This window comes from Promicromonospora sp. NPDC057138, from assembly GCF_042670845.1.
Classification (GTDB): domain Bacteria; phylum Actinomycetota; class Actinomycetes; order Actinomycetales; family Cellulomonadaceae; genus Promicromonospora.
On record NZ_JBHUUX010000005.1, the window covers coordinates 62,934 to 85,373 of the forward strand.

Sequence of the window (22,440 nt, forward strand, 5' to 3'; positions counted from 1 at the left end):
CTATCCCTCGTTGTGAACTGTGACTGAGGCCTGTTCACCTGCGTGATCATGCGTGTCGAGGATCTGCAGGGTGCGTTCGCCGGGTCCGGTCGGTCCGGTCTCGTCGTCGTTGCGTGTCCAGAGCTCGGCGGCGATCTGCTGGGCCTGGTCTGGGTGGCCCTCGGCGAGGGTGATGAGGCGGTCGTCGTCGGCGAGTGCTTCGTTGGCCGGGTCGCAGGCACGCCAGGTCTCGCAGGCGCGGCGTGCCAGTGGCAGGTCACCGTCGAGGACGGCGCGGGTGACGACCAGGTGCGCCAAGTCGCCGATCAGGGCCGTGTACTGGTCGGCCAGGCCCTCGCCCTCGGTGGCCCAGAGCCAGCGGGGGTCGTCCTTGGCCAGCGTGAACGGTCTCCCGTCCACCAGCCCCAGGGCCTCCACGAGGTCGGGCAACCCGTCCGCGCCGCGTCGGATGGCTCGTTGGTAGAGGCGGCGGAAGAGGTGGGCGTCGACCAGGGCGTCTGGGATCCGGTACAGGTGGGGAGGGTCATCGGCCTTGGGTCGGCCGGCCTTGCCGAGCGGGATGCGCGGCGTGCCGTCAGATCGGGTCCCGAGGTAGTTGCGCAGGCTCGTGATCCGGTAGCGGGCGTCGTTGCTGATCCCTCCGGTGACCAGCTCGACCTGCTCCAGCGTCACTCCCTGGGGGTGCAGGGCGAGGAACGCCGCCAGGTGGGTGAACGTCGGCCGGCGTTCGGTGACGATCTTGATCGCCTTGCGCATTGCCGGCGTCGGGCTGACAGCTTGGTCTCCGACGCCCCACATCGAGACGGTGCCCAGGACTTCGACACGGGGTCTGTCGGTGTCCTGGTTCCACCAGTCGGCAAGATCCTGATCCAGAGTCGCGTCCATCTCGGCCTGATCGTGTCGAGCGACCCTGTCATCGTCACCAGTCGTGCTCTCGCCGTCAGGACTGGCGTCGGCCAGTTGGACGATGGGCGCGAGTCGGGCGAGGTCCTCGCGGGTGTTCGCGGTCTTGGTGACGTACTCGACGTCGGCGCTCGGCAGGATCGACCAAGGCCCCGCCGCGGTGTCGGGATCGTCCGGACGCTCGGTAACCCGAACCCTGGGCTCGGTGGCGTCGTCCGAGATCGTTCGTCCGGTGATGGTGTCGGCGAGCGGGTTGGCCACGTCGGCCGGGTCTCGGGTGAGCTCGACGAGGCGGGAGCAGGCCGCCAGTTCTTCGGCGCTCATCTTGGCCGGGACCAGGTCCAGGTCGAGCCCCGCCTCTGACATCGTGACCCGCAGTCGACCGTCGCGCGCTTCGAGGACGACATCGTCGGGCCGTGGCTCGACGCCGAGCGTGATCACGACAGCGCTGGGTCGGCCAGGGTGGCCATGGATCGCGGTGCCGAGGGCACTGAGCTCGTCACTCAGCTTGGTGGTCACGACGGCGTGGAACCACTCGTGGTCCTCACCCTCGGGTGCCTCGCTGGCGGTTTGGCGCACGTAGGTGCTGATCGTGTCGAGGAACTCGGTGTCCTCGTCCTCCTCGACCCGGTACTGCGACAGCCCGGCGGCGCCGTGCCCGATGCCGGCGGCGTGGGTGGTGAGGTTGACCGTCCACGGGTTCACGGCGAGCTCGGCTACCAGGTGTCTGCCGAACGCGATCACGTCGTCGTCACCGGTCACCGCGACGGTCCGCAGGTGCTCGAGGTCGAGCAGCCAGGCGTGCTCGTCCTGGTCGACCCCGACGGTGACCAGCACCGGGTAGGGCACCAGGTCCCGACACTCTTGTGGAGCCGCGGCCAAGGGCGCCGCCCATCGTGTGCCGTCACCGGTCCATGGTTCAGGCAGCGTGGCGGGTGTGGCCAGGTGCAGGACCGCCTGGTCGGCGGCGAGCTCGACGGCGGCGAGCTGTGGGCGGGGGCGGCCGGACGCAAGGTCTGGGCCCGCCAGGGCGCGCAGGAGGCGGTCCAGGCGCTGAACGTCGGGCGCGCGGTCGCTGCCGACGAATCTCGCGGTCGCGACGGCGGGCACCAGGTCGGGCGGGGTCGGTGCAACCATGCGCCCCGGCCGGCGGAGCCGCTCCCGACGACTGCGCGCGCGGGTGACCGTGACATGCAGACCGGCGGCCAGAATCCCGCCGCCGGCCGCGACACCGGGCAGCAACCATGCAGGAGCCTCGTGGTCGGCGTCTTGTGAGGACCCTTCTCTCTGGCCGGTCTCGTCGTCGTTCGCGTCGCTGGAGTGCTGACCATCGATCTGCGGGGTGGGGGTGACCCAGGGCGAGGCCGCGTGCGAGCGCGTGGGCCCGGCCACGGCAGGGCCGTCCTCGGCCCGATCCGCGCCCTCGGCGTCCGGACTGGCAACAGGGGCGGGCTCGCCGGATGCGTTCGGAGTCGGTTGAGGCTGCGTCGGGTGGGCGCCCTGGGGCGGGGACTCCTTGTGTGCGGCGAAGTCTGCCTCGGGCTCGGCGGCTCGGGACTCGGGCAGCGTGAGGATCCAGCCTGCCTTGACGTGGTCGGGGTCGGTGAGGTGCTCGCCGCCGGGTTGGATTGTGTCCTTGGATGCCTGGGCGATGGTCGTGTACTTGGCGGGGTCGCCGTAGTGGTCCTGTGCGATCCCGGTCAGGGTCTCTCCGGGACGGACGGTGTGCTTCGTGCGGTCCGTGCCCTCGGCATCGTCATCACGGGTGTCCAATGTCGAGTCGGGCAGCAGGATGGTGGCCCCGGCGGGCAAGAGGCCAGGGTTGGGCCCGAGGGTGCCCTTGTTGAGGTCGTGGATCTCGGTGTAGCGGCGCCCATCGCCCAGCCGAGACTCGGCCAGACCCCACAGGGTGTCGCCCCGTCGCACCACGTACGACACGACCCGGGGCTGCGAACGCGTGACGGTATCGTCACCAGCGTGCCCGTTGGTCCTCGCCGATGCGGCCGGGGCGTCGGCGCTCGGGCTTCCGCCGTGCGTGTCGGCTGTCCGCTCGGGCGCACGTTGGGCTGCAGGTCCCACGGCGGCGTCGGGGACGGGCGCGACGCCGACTGCGGCCGACGGCGCCGCGAGGGCTGGGTTCAGGGGCAGGGATACGAACAGCAGCGACGTGGTGGCCACGAGCCGGCCAACGAGGCCCACGGGCACGGGCGTCAGGTGCGGGCGGTGCAGCCGCCGTGACTGCCGCGCGATCTCGACCAGGACCTTCCAGGTCAGCCAGCCCCAGATGAGCCAGGCAGCGGCATACCCCAGGAGCAGGAGCACGCGGGACACGTCGCCGCCGAGCAGCACGATGCGCGCAGTATCCAGGTCCAGCCAGGCCGGAAGCACCAGCGGCTGTGCGACCAGCAGTCCGGCCGGGAGCCCGACGACCAGAAGCAGGACACACAGCAACGCGCCCAGGCCACGCAACCGGTCCGCCGCGGTGGCATGAGCCGGCGGCCCGCCGGGGCGGGCGGTGGGGTAGCCGGGGAGCCGGTGGCTGGTGCTGCGGGTCATTGTTCTGCTCCTCCCACGACGCGGACCAGGCGTGCCGAGGCAGTGACCTCGACCGGGAACGGTCCCAGACCGATCCGGCCCAGGATCTGCGGTGTGTAGGTGTCGTGGACGGTGACGTGGACCTGGTCGCCCTCCACCCAGGCAGTGCCGGGCATGTCGGACTCGGCGAGGAAGGCGCTCGCGGCGTCGATGGCGGCGGCAGGGTCGACGGTGAAGTCGCCGCCGGCGAGCACGCTGGCCGCGTCGAGCTGCTGGCCGCCGGTCCGGGCAGCCTGTGCGGCCACGGCGTAGGCGCGCTGCTGGGCGTGCAGCTGGGAGCCGAGGTCCAGGACCACGCCGACGATCAGGATGAGGCCGACGGCGGCGGTGATCATCCACACCGACACCGAGCCGTCCTGATCACCTTCGCGGTCGCAGCCCGAGTACCAACGCCGACCGGGCTCGACCGGGCGGGTTGTGTGCGGCTGGTTTCTGTTCATGAGGCCGACCTCCACGAATCAACCGGAGAGGTCGCCGCTCGGCTCACGGTGTGCGTGACGGGCCCGAGGGCGAGGTCGGCGAGGTTGACCTCGCACGACACCGTGACGGTGATCTGTGATGGCTCACCGGGGGTGGATGAGTACCGCGAGGTGTCCACGCTCGTGCTGCTCGACACGCACGTCAGGTCCTGGTTGGTCAGGCTCGCGGTGGCGGCTTCCTGTGCCCGCGCGGGGGCGAGCGTGATGTCGCGGGTGATGGATGCGGTGCGGGCGGCGTCGTAGGCGGCGGTCTCGACCAACTGTCGTGCGGTCACCACCCGGCCGGCCAGCAGAATCAGGGCCAGTAGCAGCCCGAACCCGACCACGCTCACGGCCATTTCGAGCGACGCCGAGCCCGTCTCGGTGCCCCGGGTGCGAGCAGGGACGGCACCCGTGCGCCTGGAGGCGCGCGCAGGGTTGAGGTGGTTCATGGCGTCACGCTTCCGGTGAGGGTTTCCGCTGGCGCCGACGCGACGGCGGAGACCTCGGGGTCGAGTCCCGGCAGGATCGAGTAGGACCGTGCCGTGATCTGGACCTGCACGGTCGTGGCGTTACGGGTGGCGCTCACCGACCACTCGGTCAGCGCGCCGGCGCCGACCTGGTCCAGGAACGAGGTCGCGGCAGCGGCGCCGTCGGGGCCCGTGCCGTACTCGGCCGCGGCGGCGAACGCGCCCTGGTTGGCCGCGGCGATCACGACCTGCCGGGCGTGATGGACCAGGCCGGCCTGCACACAGATGAAGAACAGCCCGAGCAGGGCGGGCAGCGCGACGATCATCTCGAGCGTGATGGAGCCCTGGTCGTCGCGCCGCCCGCACCGGGTCACCTTGTGTCGGGTCGCTCGCTGTCGAGCAGCCGGCCGTGGGGTCGTCATGGTCAGGGGTTCGGGCTGATGATCTTCGCCGACTCGGACTCGGCGTACTGGGTGACCACGGCGATCACGATCCCGGCCACGACGAGCAGGGCAACTGCCCAGGAGACGAACTCCAGCGTGATCCCGCCAGCCTCCCGGTCGATCTCGATCCGCTGCCGTCGTGACGGGTCCGTGAACCGGTCGAAGAGCATGGTCTGGGCTACCTGGAGGGTGACGTAGAGGTGAAGCATGGGGGTGGTCCTTCCGTCGGTCCGGCGACGTCGGCCGCCGGGTCTGGGGTACTGATGGGCAGGCCCTCCTTCTTCGAATCCGCGTGGTTGTGCGGGCAGGGTGTGGTGGTCAGGTGTTCTGGAAGATCCGCAGGACGGCGGGGGCCATCAGCAGCGCGAGGAACACGACACCGAGCAGGGATCGGGGTATGTCCATGCGTTCGCTGGTCGCGTTGGCGGCGGCCAGGTCGTCGGTCACCAGCGCTGCACGCAGCGCGGTGCGTTGGGCCTGCAGGCTGGCTGCGACGGCGGTGCCCTCCTCGCCCGCCAGACGCAGCACGTGGGCGACGTTCGTCAGCTCCGGGAGGGTCAGCTCGTCACCGAGGGCTTCCAGTGCGTCCCAGGGTGATTGCCCGGAGGTGCGTGACTGGATCAGCTCCTGACTGATCCGAGCCCAGACCCAGTGGTCACCGGCCGCTGCGGCGTGTTCCATGGCCTGCCGCACACCGGACCCGCCGGCACGTTCGAACGCGACGGCTTCGACGTAGGTGGCGACCTCGCGCCGCAGCTCGGTGCGCATCGTCTTCGCATCGTCGATGGCGTTGTAGTTCGGGACGAAGAACATCACCACGGCCAGCCCGACCGCACCGGCCACGGAGACCACCGGTGGCAGCTGCAGACCGAACAGGCCCACGACCCACACCGCCAGTGGAGCGATCGCCAAGCCGTAGGCAGCGAACACGATCCGCTCGCCGTAGAACCGGGTCAGCGACCGGCCCACCAGATTCAGTTCCTTGACCGGGGTGCGCAGCCATACCGCGTCGGGCACGTTGCGCATCGCCCACGTCCCGAGGCGTTCGACACCGTCCTGCGGTGCGGGCTGGACCCGGCCGGTCGGGGTCACGGTGCGCGGTGGGGCCAGCGCGGCCAGAGCCTTGACGGGGTCGACCCGGGCAGGCGCGAAGAAGTAGATGCCCAGCAGCGTCAACCCGAGAGCAAGGAGGCAACCTGCGAGCACGGCGCCGGCCAGCCCGGTCATGACGCCGCTCCCCAGGCGCTGGCCGGGGCAGACGGGACAGGCGAGGTGAGAACCGTGGCGCGCACGCGCCGGTCTCGCTCTGCGCGGGCCTGAACGCCGAGGCTCCGGGCCGGGGGCTTGCCCCGGGCGATACGGTCCAGCCAGACCAGCGTCCCGAGGTAGGCACCGATCAGCGTCGCGAGGACCACCTGTCCCAGGACGGTCGTGTACGGCTCGGCGTACTCGCCGCTGAACGCCAGGGCGACGAGCACACCGACGAACAGGATCGTGACCCAACGGGCCGTGGCCCGGGACTTGGCCCGGTCTGCGGCGACCTGACGGCGGGAGCGGACGTCGGCTGCGGCCGAGTCGGCCACCGCCTCCAGCATCGCTGCCAGCCCGGTGCCGCGACGGCGGGCGGCCAGCGAGAGCTCGATGGCGATGAGGTCGCCGGTGGGGTCGTGCAGGTCTTCGGCGAACGCCCGGATCGCTGCCTCTGTGTCCCAGCGTGCGTCCACCCGGTGAACCAGTTGCGTGACGGGTTCCTTGATCGGTGCCGGCGCCGCCCGGGCGGAGTCGCGCAGCGCCTGCTCCAGGCCGATACCGACGGTGATCACGCCGGCGAGCGAGCGACACCACTCGGCCATGGCGTCCAGGCGGGCGATCTGATCGGCTTCGGCGCGGTTGGACAGCAGCGCCGGCAAGCCGATCATCGCGGCGGGGATCCCGACCAGCGCGAGCAGCATCCCCGTGATCGCCCAGACGACGATCCCACAAATGAGTCCTGCCCCGATCAGCATCCACCTGCGGCGCGAGACGCGCGCCAGGCGGCTGCGGTGCCAGGTGCCCGGGCCTGGGAGGAGGGGCCAGGACCACCACCAGGCGACCAGGAGGAAGACGCTGAGCCCAATGAGAGCACCAGTGATGATCGCAAGCCACATGGTCACCGCCCCCCGATGCTCTGGGCGGCTGCGTAGGCGGCCAGGTCGAACCTGCGCCGGGCGAGGCTGCGGTACTCGTCCGGCAGCACATCGGGCACCAGCTGACCGTCAGGCCCGGTGGTGAACACCCGAGTCGACGCGAACGTCCCAGGCTGGTCGCCGCGGCTGATCGCCACGATCTCGGACACTCGCCGCCGCACCCTGGCGGGGCGAGCAACGCCACGATGGTCGTGCTCGTCGTCCTCGTCGGGGAGAGTCAGCTCGATGTGGACCACCAGGTCGATCGCATGGGCCAGCTTGGCCGTGACCATGTCGTGGGTGAACTGGGCGCCGGCTTCCATGGCGCACGTGGTCAGCTTCTCGATCGCGTCGACGGCGCTCCGGGCGTGGGTCGTGGACAACGATCCGGACCCGTTCTCCATCGTCTTGAGCATCGCGATCACCTCGGGCCCGCGGATCTCGCCGACGACCGTCCGCTGCACGTTGAACCGCAAGGAGTCCCACACGGCGTCGGACAGGGTGTACTCGCCGGCCTGCTTCCCGTCCGGGCCGATCTCCCCGGTGCCGGGCCGTGCCTCCCATGCGCGCACGAACCGTCGCCGCTCCTGCAGGCGCAGTTCGGCCTCGGTCTCGATGGTGGCGATCTGCTCGAGCGGGTGGATGTGTGAACACAAGGCCCGCACGAGCGTGGTCTTGCCTGCCCCTGGAGAGCCGGACACGACGATGGAGCGGTGGTCGCGGACCGCCGCGGCGAGGAACTGCGCCGCCAGCGGGGTCATGACGCCGTCCCGGGCGAGGTCGTCGAGGGAGACCTCGACGACGCGGTGGCGGCGGATGGTGACCTGGGGGCGCGGGGTGACCCAGGCGACCGCGGCCAGTCGTGAACCGTCGTCCAGCTGCAGGTGCAGGCGGGGCCGCGCCTCGGAGAATATCCGGGGGTTGGCCTCGGAGCGGGAGGCGAGGAACTGGAGGAACTCGATGAGCTGCTCGTCGCTTTCGGCGACGTGTGGGCCGGCGACGAGGGCGCCGTCGTTGAGCTCGAGCCACACCTCGTCGAACCCGTAGATCAGCACGTTCTCGACGCGCTGGTCGTCCAGGAGCGGTTGCAGTCGGCCCATCCGGAACAGGGCGTCGAACGTCGCCTGAGCCAGCTCGGTCTGTTGCGTGCTGCTCAACGTGCCGCCGTCGGTGTTCGCTCGGCTGGCTCGGATCTGCGCGATCAAGCCTTGGATGATGTCCCAGGCAAGCTGCTCGCGTGCGGGCCGGTCGAGATGGCCCTGCGCGGCTGAGGCCCGTGCCGCCAAGTCTTTTGACGCCTGTGTGCGCAGACTGGCCACCAGGCCCCAGTTCACGTCGGGGCCGAGATGGATCGTGCCGGACGGCGCCACCCACGGGTTGGTACCAGTGCCGGCAGATGGTCCAGAAGCAGTCGGTGCCGCAGCGCTCGGGTCGGGCAGCGGTTCGCTCAGGAACGGGATCGACGTGGGCCGAGGCAGGTCGTAGTCAGGGCTGTTGCCATCGGCAGATCGGGTGTCACGCAGGGCGGTCATACGCGCACCTCCAGGCTGCGGCGGTGCGCGAGCTCGGTCTGCAGCGTCGCGACCGCGGCGTTCAGCGACCGGACGTACTTGCTGGTCTCGAACGAATCGGACTGGCGGACGCCTTGGGAGTAGAACTCGGCACCCTTGGGGTCCCAGGCCACCTGCGCCATCAACGGAAGGGACAGGGAAGCGGCGATCTCACCCCCGGTGTAAGGGCGCTTCTCGCCGACTACCAGCAGACCCGGGTTGCGCCACAGCGACTCGCGCACTGCGACGTCGGCCCATGGGCGCGCGCCGCCCAGCGCCGGTAGGGATGACCGCACCGTCAGGAGGGTCACGTCGGCTGATGCGAGCACCGGGTCCGGCGATCCTGGGTAGCCCAGGGCGCCGGCGTCCACGATCACGTCCATGCCTTCGGCGTCGAGCTCGGCCAGCGCCTGGGCGACCGGCTCCCATTGCCCGCGCAGTGTCGTGGCCTGGGTGTGGGTCCGCAGCCCGGTCACGAACGACGCCTGTGTGCCCTCGAAGGGCAGCATGACCTCCCGCAGAGCGTCGGCCGGGGCCAGGGAAGACAGTGCGAGCTCGACCAGGCCTTTCTCGTACGGCCTGGCGCCCTGGAACCATCCCGTCATCAGCGCGGACAACCCCCGGGGGTCGGCCTCCAGCAGCAGCACAGGCCGTGGCCAGGCCAGCGCCAGGCCCAGGCAGGTGGTGCTCACACCGGGGGCGCCGTTGGTCGAAGCGAGCGCGATCACGGCCATCTCACTCACCCCCAGCGGCCGTGTCGGTGGTGGCGGAGTCCTGGACGAGGGAGGCCCGCCCGGCGACCACGGCGTCCGACAGCGCGACGGCCTCCTCGTGCGGGACCAGCACCTCCACGACCGTCCGCGAGGTGCCCACCCGGACCGCCGCGACCTGGGCCGTGGTGTAGGTCGGCTCGGCGTCGGACTGCGCGGTCGCCGCGGACACCACGACCCGCACCGCGTCACCCGGATCCAGCGCGAGCTCGCCGGACTGGTCCGGGGGCAGCGTCACCCTGACCACTGACTGCCCCTCAGGCGGGAACGCGTCCGCGGACACCATGCCGGGAGACAGGACCCCGCCCGCCTCGACCGCACCCGTCACCCGCTGACCGATCAGTGCGGAGGCATCCCGTCCGGGAATCGCTGCGACCGTCGGGTCCAGGGTGACCGAGATGACCCGGACGTCCTCCGCGGTGATCACGTCGTAGGCGTCCAGGCCATGGGACGCGACCACGATGTCCTGCGACGTGGACATGAGCATCCACGTGACCAGGCCAAGTACCCCGCCGGCGGCCAACGTCGCGCAGGCCAGGACCGCCAGCCAGGGCTGACGACGCAATGGCGGTGGTGCGACCAGCGGCCGAGTAGCCGCGGGGTCATGTTCAGTGACTGTCTGGCGTGTGGTGGTGGAATCGGACATCTGCGCCCCCTATTTGGTGCCCGCTTAGCTCACGAGCACCTGACCCTCTGCCACGATCACCTGGGTCTGGGCCACCAACGGGTCCATGGCGATCGTTCCGGTCTGCCCGGCACCAGCCCACTCGACCGTCCAGGTCGAGGTAGCCGTCACCGTGTAAGCGCCGCCCGGCCGGGAGCCGGACTCACGCAGGAAGACATGCCCGCAATCGGGCGACGGCGTCGCCCCGAACTCGGCCCGGTACGCAGTCCCGGCATCGCAGGAGAGCGTGCTGCCGTCATCCAGATCCCAGACGACGTCGGTCACCTCGGCCGTGACCGTGACGGTCACGCCTCGCACGGTCGCCGACGCCGAGGCCGGGCCGAACGTCTCCTCGGACGGCTGGTCGACCCACAACCAGACCGGTACCCCGACCAGCGCCGTGGCCGGCGGCTGGGGCGCCATCCCGATCTCGACTGCCCGCAGGTCCAGCTTCGCCAGCGCCCCCCGTGCGACCTCACCCGGCGTCGGCGGAGCCTGCGCGGCCGTCGGCGGATCGAACAGGTAGATCAGAGCCGTCTGCCCCGTCGCTGGGTAGTAGCAGTCGTACACCTTGCCCTGCTCCTGCCCGACACCGAAGCTCTCGTCGAAGTGCTCCCACACCGCTGAAGACTGCGGCGGCTGCGGGTCCGACGGCGTCGTGCTCGCGTAGCACTCCGCATCGGCCTGCCAGATCCCGTACTCCGATGTGCACGGCACCGGCCTTGCCCTGGCGCCGTCAGTGCGGATACAAGCTGGCTTGCTTTCATTGTCGGCGGCGGGCGGACCAGCCTCGACGCTGGCCGGCTCGCCCACTGTGCCGCGGTCGCTCCCCGAGCCATGAACGCCTGGGCTACCCCCGGTGCCCGACACTGTCACCTCTCCAGTGCATGTGCCGGTGAACTGATCGAGAGCTGTATCGCACCCGGCCTCGACGATCGGCCGAGGCTCGAGGACGGTAGCGGTGGCTGGCAGGCACATTCCGGTAAGCCCCGCCGCGGCGAGGCTCATGCTCGGGAGCATCCTCAGCGCGCGGCGCACGGCTCCCGCTCCAAGGTCTTCCGGTCGGCCACGAGCCAGCCGGACTCGGGGTCGTCGTCGTAGTCAGGGTTGGAGATCCACAGGCGCTCCCAAGCGCGGTCCGGCCGGTTCGCGTCGACTTGTGATTCGCCCGAGGCGTCGACGACGTCCACGTCCGCGACGTCGTAGCAGACATCGATCTGCACCGTCGGTCCCGCATTGGATCCCTGGCCGGAGTCGTCGAAGGAGACCGACTGGGTCGTGAGGTCGATAACCTGAATCGTGCCGGTCTTGTGCCAGCCATCGTCCTCCCACGGGCCGAACGTGTTCCGCAGCCGAATCAGCTCCGCGCTCGTCGCGACCGTCTTCAACGGCTTGAGGTTGGTGGGATCCGCGGCGACTGCATCGGTGATGCGGTAGTACTCGTGCGCCAGCGCTTCGGCGCTCGCGGCGGCGAGCTCCGATTCAGTCGTCGGGCTCGGCTTGGGGGAGACCGACGGAGGCGCGCTCGTTGTCGTCGTGGCTGACGGGGTCGGTGTCGGGTCGGTCGCGCTGGCCGTGCAACCCGAGACAGTAAGCAGCGCCATGGCAGCCACCGCGGTAACGCAGGGTAGGGCTCTCATCCTGTCTCCTTCGTCTGGGTGCGGAAGTGATTTCCACGAAGGATCACGGTCGTGAAGTGCAGACCGGGGGATCCAGATTGGCACCAGATCTCGGTAAGTGCCACTTGGTCACTTGTCCAACTTGGCGCTGTTGTTTGCCAGTCCCCGGCTGGAGGACCGGTGCTGACAAGACACCACGTTGGCACACTGGCGCACCGAAAAACGCAGACAGAAGAAATCGCGCCGTGGTGCCCGACCCACTGTTTGCGCAGGTCAGAAACGCAGACAACAGGGTCGCATCTCGACGATGCGCTGAATCGTGCGGCCACCGCCGAAGGCGCGAGCGCGATAAACGCTCGCCCGGGACGCCATTCCTGAGGGTGAAATCGCGCCCGGAGCCCAGTCGATGGCGCTCGCGGCGCACGGCAGCGTGTGACCCGCTGTCCAGGGCTTCACCGACCAGCGAGTTGGACCGCGCGTGAGTTGTTGCCTCCAGCAGCGCTCGGGCTGGCGCCGGCATGACGGACAACTCGTGGGGGTGCCCCCGCCAATGTTCATGGGCGCTCTGCGGTCTCGGTGATCGCGGCGAGCATTCTCGCTGCCTGCCGTTGAAGTGGTTCTGCCGTGGCCGAGTTGTCGACGATGACGTGATCGGCGGTGGGGCGGTAGTCCAAGTCGAGAGCCGCGACGTGGTCGTCCCAGTGCGCGAGCTTATGCATGTCGCGGGCCGCGCCGCGTCGCTGCAGATACGTGCGCATTGTCGCGGCGTCACACCTCACCCAGACAAGCGTCAGGTCGACGCCCGCGGTACGAAGCCGTGCGCTGACGCGGTCGATCCATGCGTTGTCCTGGAACTCGCTGACGAAGGGCGCGGTGCCGATCACGCCGACACCAGCGTTGGCGTTCTCTTGGATCACGGAGAGCACGGCCTCGGTTTCGAGAGGCCGGACCTGGTCGAGGTAGGTGCGCGACTCGCGGTCGTGGGGCGGGCGCCCGAGCGTTTCGAGGAGCGTCTCGGTCACATGGCGGGTGATCGTGTCTTTGTCGATGATCGCCGAGCCGGCCAACCGCGCCAGTACCCGGCCCAGCTCGGACTTGCCCGATCCGGCGTGGCCACCGATGAGGAAGGTCCGTGGCATCCGGGCGGTGCCGGGTTCAGCTGCTCGACCGAGGTTGTTGCGCACGATGCGACGCGAGCCTGGCTTGCTTTCGATCAAGCCGTCCTCGGCGAGGAGTTCCATTGCCTTGTTGACGGTCCACACGCTGACGCCCATCTGGCCGGCGAGCGCGCGGGTTGACGGGAGCACCTCACCGTCGCGGAGCCGACCTGACTCGATGTCGTCGCGCAGGATGCGCTCCGTGCGCTCGAGCTTGCCGCCTCCCACGTCACGGCCGCCGTTCGTCACTATTTGAGCTCGCTTTCTTGGTCACGCAACTGATCGGGACTCCTTCTTACGCGCGGGCGAGCGCAGCGTGAGCCAGGGCCCACCCGAACGTGTCCTGGATCACCTGGTGCACCACGTCCAGAGTCAGGTCCGACCGCAGGTCCAGGCACCGCCAGATCGGCGGGTTCGCGTCGTCCAGGTCCACCCGCACGCGATAAGCGACGACGTCGCCGCGACGTGGGTGACGACGCGACGGCCGTTGCGGCGCGGCCTGCCCTTGGCCCCGGGCGTCCCCTGTCTCACCCGAGGGCAGTTCGCCTGTCAAGGCCCGTTCGTCGAGGCCTATCCCCTTGACCGCAGTCTCGAACTGGCGCAGCAACTCGTCCCTGTCCTCGAACCTGTCCGTGCCTGTCACTCGCCAACCGTAACCAGTCGGGGACAGGGGTGAATGTGTGGCCGCGCCCCCGACGCATCGGGCGAGCAGACCCCACCGGGGTTCTGGCGGGACGCGAACCAGGCCCGACGGCTCACCCGGACAGGGTCAGTTCGCGCAGCTGGGCGTGGATCTGCTCGACACGGTCCGCGCAGCCTGGACAGGCCGGCATGTCGTCGCTGGTCTCGCTGATTCCGATCAGGACGGCGGCTGCCCACACCAGGCGGTGGATCTCGGCCGGGCGAGCCGGGTCAACGGCTCGCAGAGGTTCGAGCAGGTCGACGAGAGCAGGAGGCACCACCCGGCGGCCAGGACGGGCCGCGGCGCAGGCGAGCGCACCCAGGAGCAGACCTGTGGCCAGGGTCCAAGGCCGGTCGTGCGGCTGGGAACGCTGCAGGATCACCAGACCGGCCACCGACAGCAGGACCGCACCTGCAAGCAGATTGCGCTCGCGGGCCAGGTTGCGGGTCCGGGCGCGCTCGTCCGTGCCCGGGTCGATCACGATCGTGGTGGCCGACGGCCAAGCCAGGCGGACACCCGCGGCAGGGGCGTGCAGGGTGTGGTAACGCGTCATCACGCCTCCTGATGCGAGGTGGGTGCGGTCACGGTGACGAGCACGGGTTGTTGTGCGGACAGGGCCGAGACCCACCCGGTCCAGCTCTGCCAGGCCACGGCCGGATCAGACGGTGTCGGTGGGAGGTCGAGCAGCCCGGCCAGCGCTTGGGCGTCACGAGTCGTGCCCGCCGTGAGGATGATCTCGATGATCGCGACGGTGTTGGGTCCGAAGGCACGGACTGTGTTCCCGACGTCGATGTCGAGAATTTGGACGCCGCACCAGTGGGAGATGACGGCCTTCTCCCACCCGAAGTCCCGCCCCTCCGGACCGACCGGGGTCCTGGTCGTCGTGCGGGTGACTGTGTCGGTCGTGGGGGTCATCGCGGGCCGCCGATGGCCACGATGGGTTCGGTCGGGTGGGCCGGGGCAGCCGTGACGAGGCGCTGGTGGGCGGTCTGCCACGCCCGGTATGGCCACACACCCGGCGCCACGACGACCTCCGCCACGCCCACCTGGTGGTGCAGCGGCGGCAGCAACCCCAGCCGTCGGGGGGTGTGGTTGACCAGGAGCGCGCAGATCGTCCGTTCCAGCTCGGTGGGTGCCATGACGGCCACTGACGCGGCGTCGGCGTGCTGGAGCAAGTGCTCCAAGTCGTCGAGGTAGTCGCTCACGATCTGGTCTGTCGCGTTGTGCATCGCAGGCCTCCCGGTCGGGTGGGTCGGGGTCCGAGCCTTGGTTGGCCTCGGGGTGCGTGAGTGCACCGGAGGTGGTGATCAGTGCCGCCAGATGACGGCGGCCGATACCAGTAGGGCTGCCACGGCGAGCACCCAAGCGACCAGCACGATCTCGATCATCGGGATCCTCACCGTCAGTGCGTTGTCAGCGGTCTCGGGTTGTGTCAGTCGTCGAGACGGACGTGGTAGGAGTCGCCGTCGCGCAGGACGACGGCGTCGAGCTCGTGCGTGGCGCGTGATCCTTCTGCCCGCCAGTCGTCCATCAGATCCAGGAACCGTGCCCAGATCGGCGACTGCCGCGGGTGAGCCACAAGGTGGGCGGGGGTGATCATCACGGCCTCCGGCGGGCCCTCGGGCCGGGCAGCCAGGCCGAAGCTGGTGGGGGCTCGGTCGCCGATCCCGATGCCTTCCCCGTGCTCGGTGACGGCGGTGAACAGACCGGCCGGGCGGCGCGCCAGCAACCAGTGCTTGAGGTCGAGGAACTCACCAGGTCCGCCGGGCCAAGGCTCTGCAGTACCGGCGCGCAGGATCGCCAGGAAGTCGGCCGCGGTCTGGTGATCGTCGCTGGCCGAGGCCAGGTAGCACCCGGAGTCGTCCGTCGCTGTTACGACCATGACGCTGGACGGGACGACGGGTGACCCCATCAGCGGGTACCGGCCGGCGTGCACGGTGACGTGCAGGTCGTCTGCGAGGGTCTTGACGATGTGCGCGACGGCGTAGGCACCGGGCAGGTCCGAGACCGTGCACCCGGTGACCAGGACCCCGCCCCGGGCGAGCTGGTCGATCCACGCGACAGGGATCGCAGCCAGGGTTCCGGCGACCACGATCCGGTCATACGGCGCACGGCCGGGGTGCCCGGCCAGGCCGTTGCCCGTCGCAGCGATCGCGCGGTGCCTGTGGGCGACGAACAGCTCCCGGGCACGCACGGACCGGGCTTCGTCGTCATCGATGGTCAGGACGTGACCACCGGGACCGACGATGTGAGCCATGAGGGCGGCCGAGTAGCCGGACCCCGTCCCGATCTGCAAGACCCTCATATTGGGCCGCAGGTCTAGGGACCGCAGGTCCTGCAACGTCGTGCTGCGGGAGACGACGGGCTCGACGGCCTCCCCGTCGAGTCCGAGGTAGATCTCGTGGGGGACGGCCCGGGCAGCGTCCGCGACGGCGTCGCTGCCCACGATGGTGCTCCGGGTGCTGATCATCGTGCAGTGCTCCAGTACTCGTACAGGTGGGATGCGGGCTCAGGCATGGACGGTGGCGGGCCGGGACGCGTCGGCATCCAGGAGCGCGCGCAGGGCGTCCGCGGCCCCGTGGCGTCCGACTGGGCCTGTGACGTGCTTCGCCAGAGCCTTGACTGCCGTCGGCGCTTGCCCCATGGCGACGGGGTAGCCGGCCCACTGCAGCATCCCCACGTCACTCCAGCTGTCACCGATCGCCACCGTGCGCTTGGGCGGGACGTCGAGGTGCGCCCGGATGGTCTCCAGGGCGGACGCCGTGGACGGACCGCGCGGCGTGACGTCGACCCACCCCAGGCCTGCGGCGCTCGGCGTGACGCCGAGCTGGCGCAGCGGCTCGACGAGGGTGCCGATGCCCGGTGCGCACAGGACCATGCGGGTAGCCGGTGTTGCCCACAGCTCTTCCAGGTGGGCCACGACGTGCTGTTGTCCCTGGAGGTGGCCGGGGTCGAACTCCTGGTTGACGCGCCATCCCCGGCCGGCCAGTTCGACGGCCATCTTCACTCGGGGTATGCGGGTGCGGGCCAGGTGTGCGACGGGGTCGACGTCGAACGTGCGCGCCGCGTGCACGCGGTACCCGCCAGGCTCTGACCGGGACACGTACGCGGTGATGGCACCGCTTGACCCGACGATCCAGGCGCCGTCCAGACCGAGGCTGTGCGCCACGGGCAGCGCACCGATGAGCGGGCGCGCGGTCGTCAGGGCGACGTGGTGGCCGGCCTTGCGGACGGCGGCCACGGCCGCGGCGGTGACCTCCGGGACGGTGGTGCCGGCCTGCAGGAGGGTGCCCTGGATGTCGAGCGCGACCAGGCGCGGCATGAGGCGGTTCACTGCAGTTCCCCATGAGGCTGACGGAGCACACCGCGGACCTGGAACTCCAAGTCGTCACGCACCCCGCACCAGAGGGTGTATCCGGGATCCACCATGCGGTGGTCCAGCGGCGAGTCGAGGCCGAGATCCCTAGCGATGGTCTCGCCGTCGGCCAGGCGGGCCGGCTGGATCGATACCCGCCCGCTGCCGGTGGCCGTCAGCAGCTCGACGCGGTCCGCGCCGACCTCTACGAGCGCTGCTCTCGCCGCGTCGAGGGCGACCAAGATCGAGGCGGTGTCTCCGGGCCCGGGATCGGGATCGGGTGCTGTGCGGTGGTCGGGAGGTGAGTAGGGCTTGCCCATCACAGGTCTCCTGGGGTCTGGTCGAGGCTCTGGGAACCCGACCGGTGACGGTTTCTCCGGCGCGTCACCAGTCGGGCGATTGACGGAGCGAGGTAGCGAACGAGGCACGGCTGCGCGGCTGCTTCGACGCCAGACGACGGCCAAGCCCAGAGTTCGTAGCTCCGCCGAAGCGGTCATGACAGCAACCGGACAGCCCCGGCGCGCAACTGCGGGCGGGCCGGCGGCACCGTGGGTGGTCATCATTGCTCCCCTCAGTCGCTTCAGTTGCTCCTGGAGCAAGATCATCATGCAGAGCAAGATTGTGGGAGGGGTTCGCTGTCCACATCGGGGAGGCGCGAGATTGCCACCGGCCCGGTGATCCATGGGTTTGGCGGTTTCAGCGAGGCGTTGGGCCGATTGTTGGGCTCTGGTTCCGGAGTCCTGTGGCGGTTATCCTGGTGGCGGATGTCCGGCATGCTCTACGTGCCAAGATGTGCCCAGGCCTAGAGCAAGTTGCGACTGGGTGGAACACCCGATGGAGAGATGAGGGATCGGCGGCATGACGCACGCTGTGGGATACGCGGAGATCGCCGAGCACTTCCGTGGGCAGATCCGGGACGGGGCCATGCGCCCCGGGGACCGCCTGCCGACGATCCGACAGGTCATGCAGGACTGGGGGGTGTCCAACGGGACCGTCGTGCAGGCGTACGCCACTCTCAAGCAGGAGGGTCTGACCAGCGCCAATGCTGGTGCCGGTACGGTCGTCACGGACTACGGGAGCGACAACATCGCCATGCGCGTGCGCACCCATGCCGTCACGGGCACGGCCCTGGCCACGGGGGAGGCCTCCAGGATCGTGGAGGTCGGTATGGTCGGCGCCGAGGAGATGATCGCTTCACGGCTCGACGTCGAGCCCGGGTCTCCCGTCCAGGTGCGGCGTCGCCTCGTCACGCGCGGTGGATCACCGGTTCACCTGTCCTCGTCCTACTACCCGGCCTATGTCGTCGAGGCTGCCCCGGAGCTGGCCGAGCCTGTGTCCACGGGCGGCTCGCGGGAGCTGGCCAGCGAGCGGCTCGGGGTCGCGCAGGACCGCGTGCTGGAGGAGGTGACCTCTCGGCTCGCCACGGAGCCCGAGAGCACAGCCCTCGGCCTCACGGGCTCAGTGATCGTGACCCAGGTGCTCCGAACGGTGTTCCTGACCGACGGCCGCGTCATCGAGGTGGCGCTCAAGGTCTGCAACGGGTCGACTGTCCTGAAGTGGTCAACACCGCTGACCGACCACTGACCCCATACGTCTACCATCGCGTGGTCTGCCTGGCGCTACCCGCGGTGGCTTCTGAGCCTGTTGCTCCCGGCGGCTTGGCTCAGGCGCGAGCCTCCGCGGCGGCGAGCGCATCACGGTATTGCGCCGTCCAGGGTGTCTCACGCTGCTCGCCGGGCAGGAATGCCAGCCCGGAGCGAAGGTTGTCCGCCGCGTCCTGGGCCCTGCCGAGCTCGAGGTGCGCCAGGCCGAGCGGGAACCGCAGCCACGCGCTGGTGAGCCAGTACGCGAACGGGTCTGGTGCCGCGCCGTCGGCAACCGTGGTCAGGTCATCGGCGACCTGGAGCGCGTGCAGAGCACCGGCGTGGTCGCCGAGAAGTGCCAGACCGTGTGCGTGCCGTAGCTCGGCATCGATTCGGTGCAGGATCCCGGCTCCCGGGGTCTGAGCGGCATGCTGGTAATGCCGCACCATCTGTACCGGGCGGCCCTGCTCCCATGCGAGCGACCCGCGGAAACGACGCGATTGGGACGCGAGCCCGCCGGCGCCCAGTTCCTCTGCCTGGTCCGCGGACTGCGCGTACCTCCGGTCGGCTGCTTCGTACTGCCCGCGCTGCGCGCTCAACCACCCGACGAACTGGAGCGACTCCGCCACGACCAGCTGAAGCGCCGGCACGTGCGGTCCGCGAGCCTGGCCGGCCACACGGACCAGCATCTGGTGATGAGCGCTCGCGATCGGCCACAGCACCTCGGCGGGGACTGTGTCGTCCAGGCGGCGGTGCGCGGCAAGGACACCACCCAGCGACGCCACGGCCCCACCATCCAGTGCGCGGGGTACCCGCTCGGCATGAGCGATCCGCTCGGCCTGTTCTGCCTCAAGGTCGCCGAGCATCGGTTCGTCGCGCGGCACCGGGTCGAGTCCGAGGGAAGTCAGCCGCCCGCCAGCCTCCAACACCTGATCGAGGTGGGCGGCGTTCTCGGGTGACGGGTCCCGGCCCCCGTTCTCGTACAGCGACAGCAGCGACTTGGACAGGTGCGAGGCGGCGGACAGGTCACGCAGCGACACCGCACGTGCCTCACGGAGCCTTCGCAGCTCGGCACCGAACCGCGGATCGACGGGCTGCTTCATGCGGCGGCCTCGGCTCGGACCAGGGCGTCGCGGTACTCGGTGGCCCACTCCGCTCCCTGCCAGCCAGCGGGCAACGCCTCCAAGCCTGCGCGCAGGTTCTGCGCCGCGTCGCCGGCGCGGTCCAGACCGAGATACGCCATGCCCATCGGGATCCGCAGCCACGCCGGGGTCAGCCAGTAGGACGCCGGGTCGACCTCGTCCGCACCCGCGCTCGTGGTCATATCGTTGGCCTGACCTAGCAGGTCGAGTGCCTGACGCTTCTCGCCCATGAGACCCAGCCCGTGGATCGTGTTGAGCATCGCATCGACACGGTGCAGACGCGAAGCCCCGGGAACCTCGGCGGCGGTCTGGAACGCTCTGGTGATCCGAGCCGGCACACCGCGCTGGCGTTCGAGGTAGCCGCGAAAACCCCAGGCTTGGCAGGCGAGGTTCGGCACGCTGAGCTGGACAGCCTGGATGGCGGACTCGGTCAGCAACCGCACCGCCTCGGCGTCCTGCCGGGCCTGGGCATGCAACCACCCGGTGAACTGGGTCCACTCAGCGGCCACGACTCGCAGCGCACGTGCGTGCGGTCCACGCGCCTCGGCCGCCAGACGCTGCACCTGAGCCTGCCCAGCCCTGACCGCAGGCAGCAGCAGAACGGGGTCGGCGTCGTCGTCGGCCCGCCGGTGCGCAGCCAGCGCTGCCGCGAGCGCATCGACCGCCCGGGCATCGATCACCCGTGGGGCGCTCATCGCGTGCGCTACCCGGTCCGCTGCTTCACTGGCTTCCTCGGCTGTGGTCGCATGGGGTGTCTCGACCACCATGGCGGCCAGCTGCCCGCCGGCGTCCAGAGCGAGGTCGAGGGTCCGGGCCATCTCGGCCGACGGGCGCCGGCGCCCGGTCTCGTACTCCGATAGCGCCGAAACCGACACGTGCGCGAGCCGGTACAAGCCCTTCAGGGACAGCCCACGGGCATGCCGCAGTGTGCGCATCTGCTCCGGGAACCGCGGGTCCACATACCGTGCCATCAGCCTCACCCCGTCGATGACTGCCTTGCTCATGATCGCTCGATCGTTGAGTGACGTCACGCCCCCGCGCTGGTGTTGCCCTCTCCGAAAGGCGTGCCGGCAGTGCGGGTCTCAGCGGCGATCCACGCCAGGTACCGGTCCGATCCGGCCAGCACCGGTACCGCCAGCACTTCCGGCAAGTCGTACGGGTGGTGCTCCTTTGTGTTGATCAACGCTTCGATCTCGTCGTAGCGGTCCACGGTCGTCTTGCAGGTCACCCGCCACTCCTCGACGGTCTGAACAGCGCCGTCCCACCAGAAACGAGCCGTGACGGGACCCTCGACGTGCACGCTCGCCGCCAGACGCCGAGCAACCAGCAACTCCGCCAGCGCGTCGGCCAAATCGCGCTCCTGGTACATCGTCACGACCTGGCAGAACTCCACATCAGCAGTCATGCACGCGACCCTACGGCTGGAATGGATCTGTCGGTGACGATGAAAGAAGCGAGCAGCGGCGGCCTCAAGTCGCTGCGATTGGGCGGTTCATGCCGCGCCCGGTCGGGTGGCCGGAGCGTGCGTACCAGTCAGGCCTCGGTGGTGCATCAGGCGGCGATGAGTCTGCTGGTGAATCAAGGGCGTGCTCGCTGTCGTGGACGGCCTCACCTCGCGGGAAGCGTGCCTCTGTGGTCGGGCTGTTGCCGCCGCTGAACACCAGGACGGGGAACAGGCCCGCCCGGTAAAGCTCGGCGGAGTAGGCGGCGACTCCGAGGTCGTGACTGCCCAGGCCAATGGCTGCGTCCGTCGGCCGCACGGTGTGGTGCATCTGGTGGTAGTCCCAGATCAGCTCGGTCGCGTGCCACTGTTCGCCGCTGAGGGGCTGCTGATGGTCGGTCACCTTTGTCCGTCTCCCTGGTTCACTGTGCGCGGGCGGGTAGCCCTTGGCTGGCGGTGCAGATGCCCTCGATGCTGCGCAGCTGGTGAGCCAGTCCGTATTCAGCGGCCACGCTCTGGGCGCTGTCGAGGGTCCGCCTAAACGAACTTCCTGGCGAAGAGTGTCCCTTTGGCTGATTCCGCAATTCTCTAAGAGCGTTATTCAGCGGCGTGGGCGCGTCCATGAGGTGGTGAGGCGCTGACCTGCGGCGTTGCGGGTCGGGGTCAAGGTTCGGCAGGTAGCGCAACGGCCCTCGCGTCCGGTTGGATCCAGGTTGTCTACGCCAGGTTCCGAGCCGATCGAAGGGCCGATGCGCTACCAGAGTACTTGCGGGCTGAGCCCTGCCCAGACGACCGAGTTGATCGCCCGCGCATGGGACGTCCACCAGGGCCGCCGCCCCGGCGAGCGGTACGACTTCACGCTGCCGTTCGGCCAGGCGGTCGTGATGATCCTGATCCTGGTGCGGCACAACCTCGCCCAGCAGCTCACCGGCGATCTGTACGGCGTCTCCCAGGCCACGGTCTCAAGGGTCTACCGCTACCTGCTGCCGATCCTGGGGATGGTCACGAGGCCGACGCGGTCGCGTCGGTCGGCTCGAAGGGAGACAGCTACGACAACGCGATGGCCGAGGCACTGAACTCGCTGTTCAAGGCCGAACTCGTCCGTGGCCCCGCCCGGCGCCGGATCGGCCCGTGGCGCGGGATCGACGACCTCGAGCTCGCGATCGCGGAATGGGTCGACTGGTACAACGAGCGGCGGCTCCACGGCGAGCTCGGGCACGTCCCGCCCGCCGAGCACGAGGCCGCCTACTGGACCAGCCGCCCCGAACAGCCCGCCGACCACGAAGCCGCCCACCACGACCGCAACCATTCCACCCACGACACCAGCACGGCATCACACACCCAGACCAACCCGGTCCTGGCGACGGCAGAAACCAACTAAATCACTCTCCATCAAACCCGGGGCTTGACAAGGAGTTGGTGGGCGTTCGGGTGGTGAAGAGG

27 protein-coding genes are annotated in these 22,440 nt (G+C 69.8%); 3 read left to right on the plus strand and 24 right to left on the minus strand.

Going from position 1 to position 22,440, the window contains the following annotated elements; all coding sequences use genetic code 11:
* The 20 genes from ACFT2C_RS05220 to ACFT2C_RS05315 all read right to left on the minus strand — a co-directional run bounded on the left by ACFT2C_RS05220 (position 1) and on the right by ACFT2C_RS05315 (position 17,151).
* The gene (locus ACFT2C_RS05220) at positions 1–3,459 is read right to left on the minus strand and encodes a LysM peptidoglycan-binding domain-containing protein (RefSeq protein WP_377205949.1); all 3,459 of its coding nucleotides are present in this window, start codon (positions 3,457–3,459) and stop codon (positions 1–3) included.
* Complete coding sequence (locus ACFT2C_RS05225; protein WP_377205950.1) at positions 3,456–3,938, minus strand: pilus assembly protein TadG-related protein; 483 nt, start codon at positions 3,936–3,938, stop codon at positions 3,456–3,458. Before ACFT2C_RS05225 ends, ACFT2C_RS05220 begins: the two co-directional genes overlap by 4 nt.
* Entirely contained in the window at positions 3,935–4,408 is a 474-nt protein-coding gene (locus ACFT2C_RS05230) for a TadE/TadG family type IV pilus assembly protein (RefSeq protein ID WP_377205951.1), read from the minus strand. The genes ACFT2C_RS05225 and ACFT2C_RS05230 overlap by 4 nt, the downstream gene beginning before the upstream one ends.
* Complete coding sequence (locus ACFT2C_RS05235; protein WP_377205952.1) at positions 4,405–4,800, minus strand: TadE family protein; 396 nt, start codon at positions 4,798–4,800, stop codon at positions 4,405–4,407. The genes ACFT2C_RS05230 and ACFT2C_RS05235 overlap by 4 nt, the downstream gene beginning before the upstream one ends.
* 50 nt (positions 4,801–4,850) lie before the next feature.
* On the minus strand, positions 4,851–5,078 hold the full coding sequence (locus tag ACFT2C_RS05240; protein WP_377205953.1) for a hypothetical protein: 228 nt from the start codon (positions 5,076–5,078) through the stop codon (positions 4,851–4,853).
* Positions 5,079–5,187: 109 nt separating this feature from the next.
* Positions 5,188–6,096: a hypothetical protein gene (locus tag ACFT2C_RS05245; RefSeq protein ID WP_377205954.1), complete on the minus strand. Its 909-nt coding sequence runs from the start codon at positions 6,094–6,096 to the stop codon at positions 5,188–5,190.
* Positions 6,093–7,016, minus strand: a complete 924-nt coding sequence (locus ACFT2C_RS05250) for a type II secretion system F family protein (protein WP_377206075.1) — start codon at positions 7,014–7,016, stop codon at positions 6,093–6,095. Before ACFT2C_RS05250 ends, ACFT2C_RS05245 begins: the two co-directional genes overlap by 4 nt.
* A 2-nt stretch (positions 7,017–7,018) precedes the next feature.
* Entirely contained in the window at positions 7,019–8,566 is a 1,548-nt protein-coding gene (locus ACFT2C_RS05255) for a CpaF family protein (RefSeq protein WP_377205955.1), read from the minus strand.
* Positions 8,563–9,318 (minus strand): hypothetical protein, encoded by a 756-nt coding sequence (locus tag ACFT2C_RS05260; protein ID WP_377205956.1) that lies wholly within the window; start codon positions 9,316–9,318, stop codon positions 8,563–8,565. Before ACFT2C_RS05260 ends, ACFT2C_RS05255 begins: the two co-directional genes overlap by 4 nt.
* A 1-nt stretch (position 9,319) precedes the next feature.
* Entirely contained in the window at positions 9,320–9,835 is a 516-nt protein-coding gene (locus ACFT2C_RS05265) for an SAF domain-containing protein (RefSeq protein ID WP_377205957.1), read from the minus strand.
* A 189-nt stretch (positions 9,836–10,024) separates the two neighbouring features.
* Positions 10,025–10,735: a hypothetical protein gene (locus ACFT2C_RS05270; RefSeq protein WP_377205958.1), complete on the minus strand. Its 711-nt coding sequence runs from the start codon at positions 10,733–10,735 to the stop codon at positions 10,025–10,027.
* 305 nt (positions 10,736–11,040) lie between these two features.
* Positions 11,041–11,622, minus strand: a complete 582-nt coding sequence (locus tag ACFT2C_RS05275; protein WP_377205959.1) for a hypothetical protein — start codon at positions 11,620–11,622, stop codon at positions 11,041–11,043.
* 569 nt (positions 11,623–12,191) lie between these two features.
* A complete protein-coding gene (locus ACFT2C_RS05280; RefSeq protein WP_377205960.1) occupies positions 12,192–13,043 on the minus strand; it encodes a GntR family transcriptional regulator in 852 nt (283 codons plus the stop codon).
* Positions 13,044–13,089: 46 nt separating this feature from the next.
* Complete coding sequence (locus ACFT2C_RS05285) at positions 13,090–13,437, minus strand: hypothetical protein (RefSeq protein ID WP_377205961.1); 348 nt, start codon at positions 13,435–13,437, stop codon at positions 13,090–13,092.
* A 112-nt stretch (positions 13,438–13,549) separates the two neighbouring features.
* Positions 13,550–14,029 (minus strand): hypothetical protein, encoded by a 480-nt coding sequence (locus ACFT2C_RS05290; RefSeq protein WP_377205962.1) that lies wholly within the window; start codon positions 14,027–14,029, stop codon positions 13,550–13,552.
* Entirely contained in the window at positions 14,029–14,391 is a 363-nt protein-coding gene (locus ACFT2C_RS05295; RefSeq protein ID WP_377205963.1) for a hypothetical protein, read from the minus strand. The genes ACFT2C_RS05290 and ACFT2C_RS05295 overlap by 1 nt, the downstream gene beginning before the upstream one ends.
* A complete protein-coding gene (locus ACFT2C_RS05300; RefSeq protein WP_377205964.1) occupies positions 14,388–14,705 on the minus strand; it encodes a hypothetical protein in 318 nt (105 codons plus the stop codon). The genes ACFT2C_RS05295 and ACFT2C_RS05300 overlap by 4 nt, the downstream gene beginning before the upstream one ends.
* A gap of 203 nt (positions 14,706–14,908) precedes the next feature.
* The gene (locus tag ACFT2C_RS05305) at positions 14,909–15,946 is read right to left on the minus strand and encodes a protein-L-isoaspartate O-methyltransferase (protein WP_377205965.1); all 1,038 of its coding nucleotides are present in this window, start codon (positions 15,944–15,946) and stop codon (positions 14,909–14,911) included.
* 39 nt (positions 15,947–15,985) lie between these two features.
* A complete protein-coding gene (locus ACFT2C_RS05310) occupies positions 15,986–16,810 on the minus strand; it encodes an HAD family hydrolase (RefSeq protein ID WP_377205966.1) in 825 nt (274 codons plus the stop codon).
* The gene (locus ACFT2C_RS05315; RefSeq protein WP_377205967.1) at positions 16,807–17,151 is read right to left on the minus strand and encodes a hypothetical protein; all 345 of its coding nucleotides are present in this window, start codon (positions 17,149–17,151) and stop codon (positions 16,807–16,809) included. The genes ACFT2C_RS05310 and ACFT2C_RS05315 overlap by 4 nt, the downstream gene beginning before the upstream one ends.
* A 538-nt stretch (positions 17,152–17,689) precedes the next feature.
* On the opposite strand from ACFT2C_RS05315, the gene ACFT2C_RS05320 reads away from it, so the two are divergent.
* A complete protein-coding gene (locus ACFT2C_RS05320; protein ID WP_377205968.1) occupies positions 17,690–18,415 on the plus strand; it encodes a GntR family transcriptional regulator in 726 nt (241 codons plus the stop codon).
* Between the two features lie 79 nt (positions 18,416–18,494).
* Here the strand turns inward: ACFT2C_RS05320 and ACFT2C_RS05325 are convergent, their stop codons facing one another.
* The 4 genes from ACFT2C_RS05325 to ACFT2C_RS05340 all read right to left on the minus strand — a co-directional run bounded on the left by ACFT2C_RS05325 (position 18,495) and on the right by ACFT2C_RS05340 (position 21,400).
* Complete coding sequence (locus ACFT2C_RS05325) at positions 18,495–19,517, minus strand: helix-turn-helix domain-containing protein (RefSeq protein ID WP_377205969.1); 1,023 nt, start codon at positions 19,515–19,517, stop codon at positions 18,495–18,497.
* Positions 19,514–20,560, minus strand: coding sequence for a helix-turn-helix domain-containing protein (locus tag ACFT2C_RS05330; protein WP_377205970.1), 1,047 nt, complete (start codon positions 20,558–20,560; stop codon positions 19,514–19,516). The genes ACFT2C_RS05325 and ACFT2C_RS05330 overlap by 4 nt, the downstream gene beginning before the upstream one ends.
* 23 nt (positions 20,561–20,583) lie before the next feature.
* Positions 20,584–20,961, minus strand: a complete 378-nt coding sequence (gene cutA, locus ACFT2C_RS05335; protein WP_377205971.1) for a divalent-cation tolerance protein CutA — start codon at positions 20,959–20,961, stop codon at positions 20,584–20,586.
* 64 nt (positions 20,962–21,025) lie between these two features.
* Entirely contained in the window at positions 21,026–21,400 is a 375-nt protein-coding gene (locus ACFT2C_RS05340) for a hypothetical protein (RefSeq protein ID WP_377205972.1), read from the minus strand.
* A 394-nt stretch (positions 21,401–21,794) separates the two neighbouring features.
* On the opposite strand from ACFT2C_RS05340, the gene ACFT2C_RS05345 reads away from it, so the two are divergent.
* Positions 21,795–22,073, plus strand: a complete 279-nt coding sequence (locus tag ACFT2C_RS05345; protein WP_377205973.1) for a transposase family protein — start codon at positions 21,795–21,797, stop codon at positions 22,071–22,073.
* Positions 22,058–22,378: an integrase core domain-containing protein gene (locus ACFT2C_RS05350; protein WP_377205974.1), complete on the plus strand. Its 321-nt coding sequence runs from the start codon at positions 22,058–22,060 to the stop codon at positions 22,376–22,378. The genes ACFT2C_RS05345 and ACFT2C_RS05350 overlap by 16 nt, the downstream gene beginning before the upstream one ends.
* Positions 22,379–22,440: the final 62 nt, after the last annotated feature.

What these genes read in the sequence shown, in the direction of transcription:
- ACFT2C_RS05220 (WP_377205949.1), bottom strand. Translation starts at nt 3,459, where the DNA reads ATGACCCGCAGCACCAGCCACCGGCTCCCCGGCTACCCCACCGCCCGC.
- ACFT2C_RS05225 (WP_377205950.1), bottom strand. Translation starts at nt 3,938, where the DNA reads ATGAACAGAAACCAGCCGCACACAACCCGCCCGGTCGAGCCCGGTCGG.
- ACFT2C_RS05230 (WP_377205951.1), bottom strand. Translation starts at nt 4,408, where the DNA reads ATGAACCACCTCAACCCTGCGCGCGCCTCCAGGCGCACGGGTGCCGTC.
- ACFT2C_RS05240 (WP_377205953.1), bottom strand. Translation starts at nt 5,078, where the DNA reads ATGCTTCACCTCTACGTCACCCTCCAGGTAGCCCAGACCATGCTCTTC.
- ACFT2C_RS05245 (WP_377205954.1), bottom strand. Translation starts at nt 6,096, where the DNA reads ATGACCGGGCTGGCCGGCGCCGTGCTCGCAGGTTGCCTCCTTGCTCTC.
- ACFT2C_RS05250 (WP_377206075.1), bottom strand. Translation starts at nt 7,016, where the DNA reads ATGTGGCTTGCGATCATCACTGGTGCTCTCATTGGGCTCAGCGTCTTC.
- ACFT2C_RS05255 (WP_377205955.1), bottom strand. Translation starts at nt 8,566, where the DNA reads ATGACCGCCCTGCGTGACACCCGATCTGCCGATGGCAACAGCCCTGAC.
- ACFT2C_RS05260 (WP_377205956.1), bottom strand. Translation starts at nt 9,318, where the DNA reads ATGGCCGTGATCGCGCTCGCTTCGACCAACGGCGCCCCCGGTGTGAGC.
- ACFT2C_RS05265 (WP_377205957.1), bottom strand. Translation starts at nt 9,835, where the DNA reads ATGTCCACGTCGCAGGACATCGTGGTCGCGTCCCATGGCCTGGACGCC.
- ACFT2C_RS05275 (WP_377205959.1), bottom strand. Translation starts at nt 11,622, where the DNA reads ATGGCGCTGCTTACTGTCTCGGGTTGCACGGCCAGCGCGACCGACCCG.
- ACFT2C_RS05290 (WP_377205962.1), bottom strand. Translation starts at nt 14,029, where the DNA reads ATGACGCGTTACCACACCCTGCACGCCCCTGCCGCGGGTGTCCGCCTG.
- ACFT2C_RS05295 (WP_377205963.1), bottom strand. Translation starts at nt 14,391, where the DNA reads ATGACCCCCACGACCGACACAGTCACCCGCACGACGACCAGGACCCCG.
- ACFT2C_RS05300 (WP_377205964.1), bottom strand. Translation starts at nt 14,705, where the DNA reads ATGCACAACGCGACAGACCAGATCGTGAGCGACTACCTCGACGACTTG.
- ACFT2C_RS05305 (WP_377205965.1), bottom strand. Translation starts at nt 15,946, where the DNA reads ATGATCAGCACCCGGAGCACCATCGTGGGCAGCGACGCCGTCGCGGAC.
- ACFT2C_RS05315 (WP_377205967.1), bottom strand. Translation starts at nt 17,151, where the DNA reads ATGGGCAAGCCCTACTCACCTCCCGACCACCGCACAGCACCCGATCCC.
- ACFT2C_RS05320 (WP_377205968.1), top strand. Translation starts at nt 17,690, where the DNA reads ATGACGCACGCTGTGGGATACGCGGAGATCGCCGAGCACTTCCGTGGG.
- ACFT2C_RS05325 (WP_377205969.1), bottom strand. Translation starts at nt 19,517, where the DNA reads ATGAAGCAGCCCGTCGATCCGCGGTTCGGTGCCGAGCTGCGAAGGCTC.
- ACFT2C_RS05330 (WP_377205970.1), bottom strand. Translation starts at nt 20,560, where the DNA reads ATGAGCAAGGCAGTCATCGACGGGGTGAGGCTGATGGCACGGTATGTG.
- cutA (WP_377205971.1), bottom strand. Translation starts at nt 20,961, where the DNA reads ATGACTGCTGATGTGGAGTTCTGCCAGGTCGTGACGATGTACCAGGAG.
- ACFT2C_RS05350 (WP_377205974.1), top strand. Translation starts at nt 22,058, where the DNA reads ATGGCCGAGGCACTGAACTCGCTGTTCAAGGCCGAACTCGTCCGTGGC.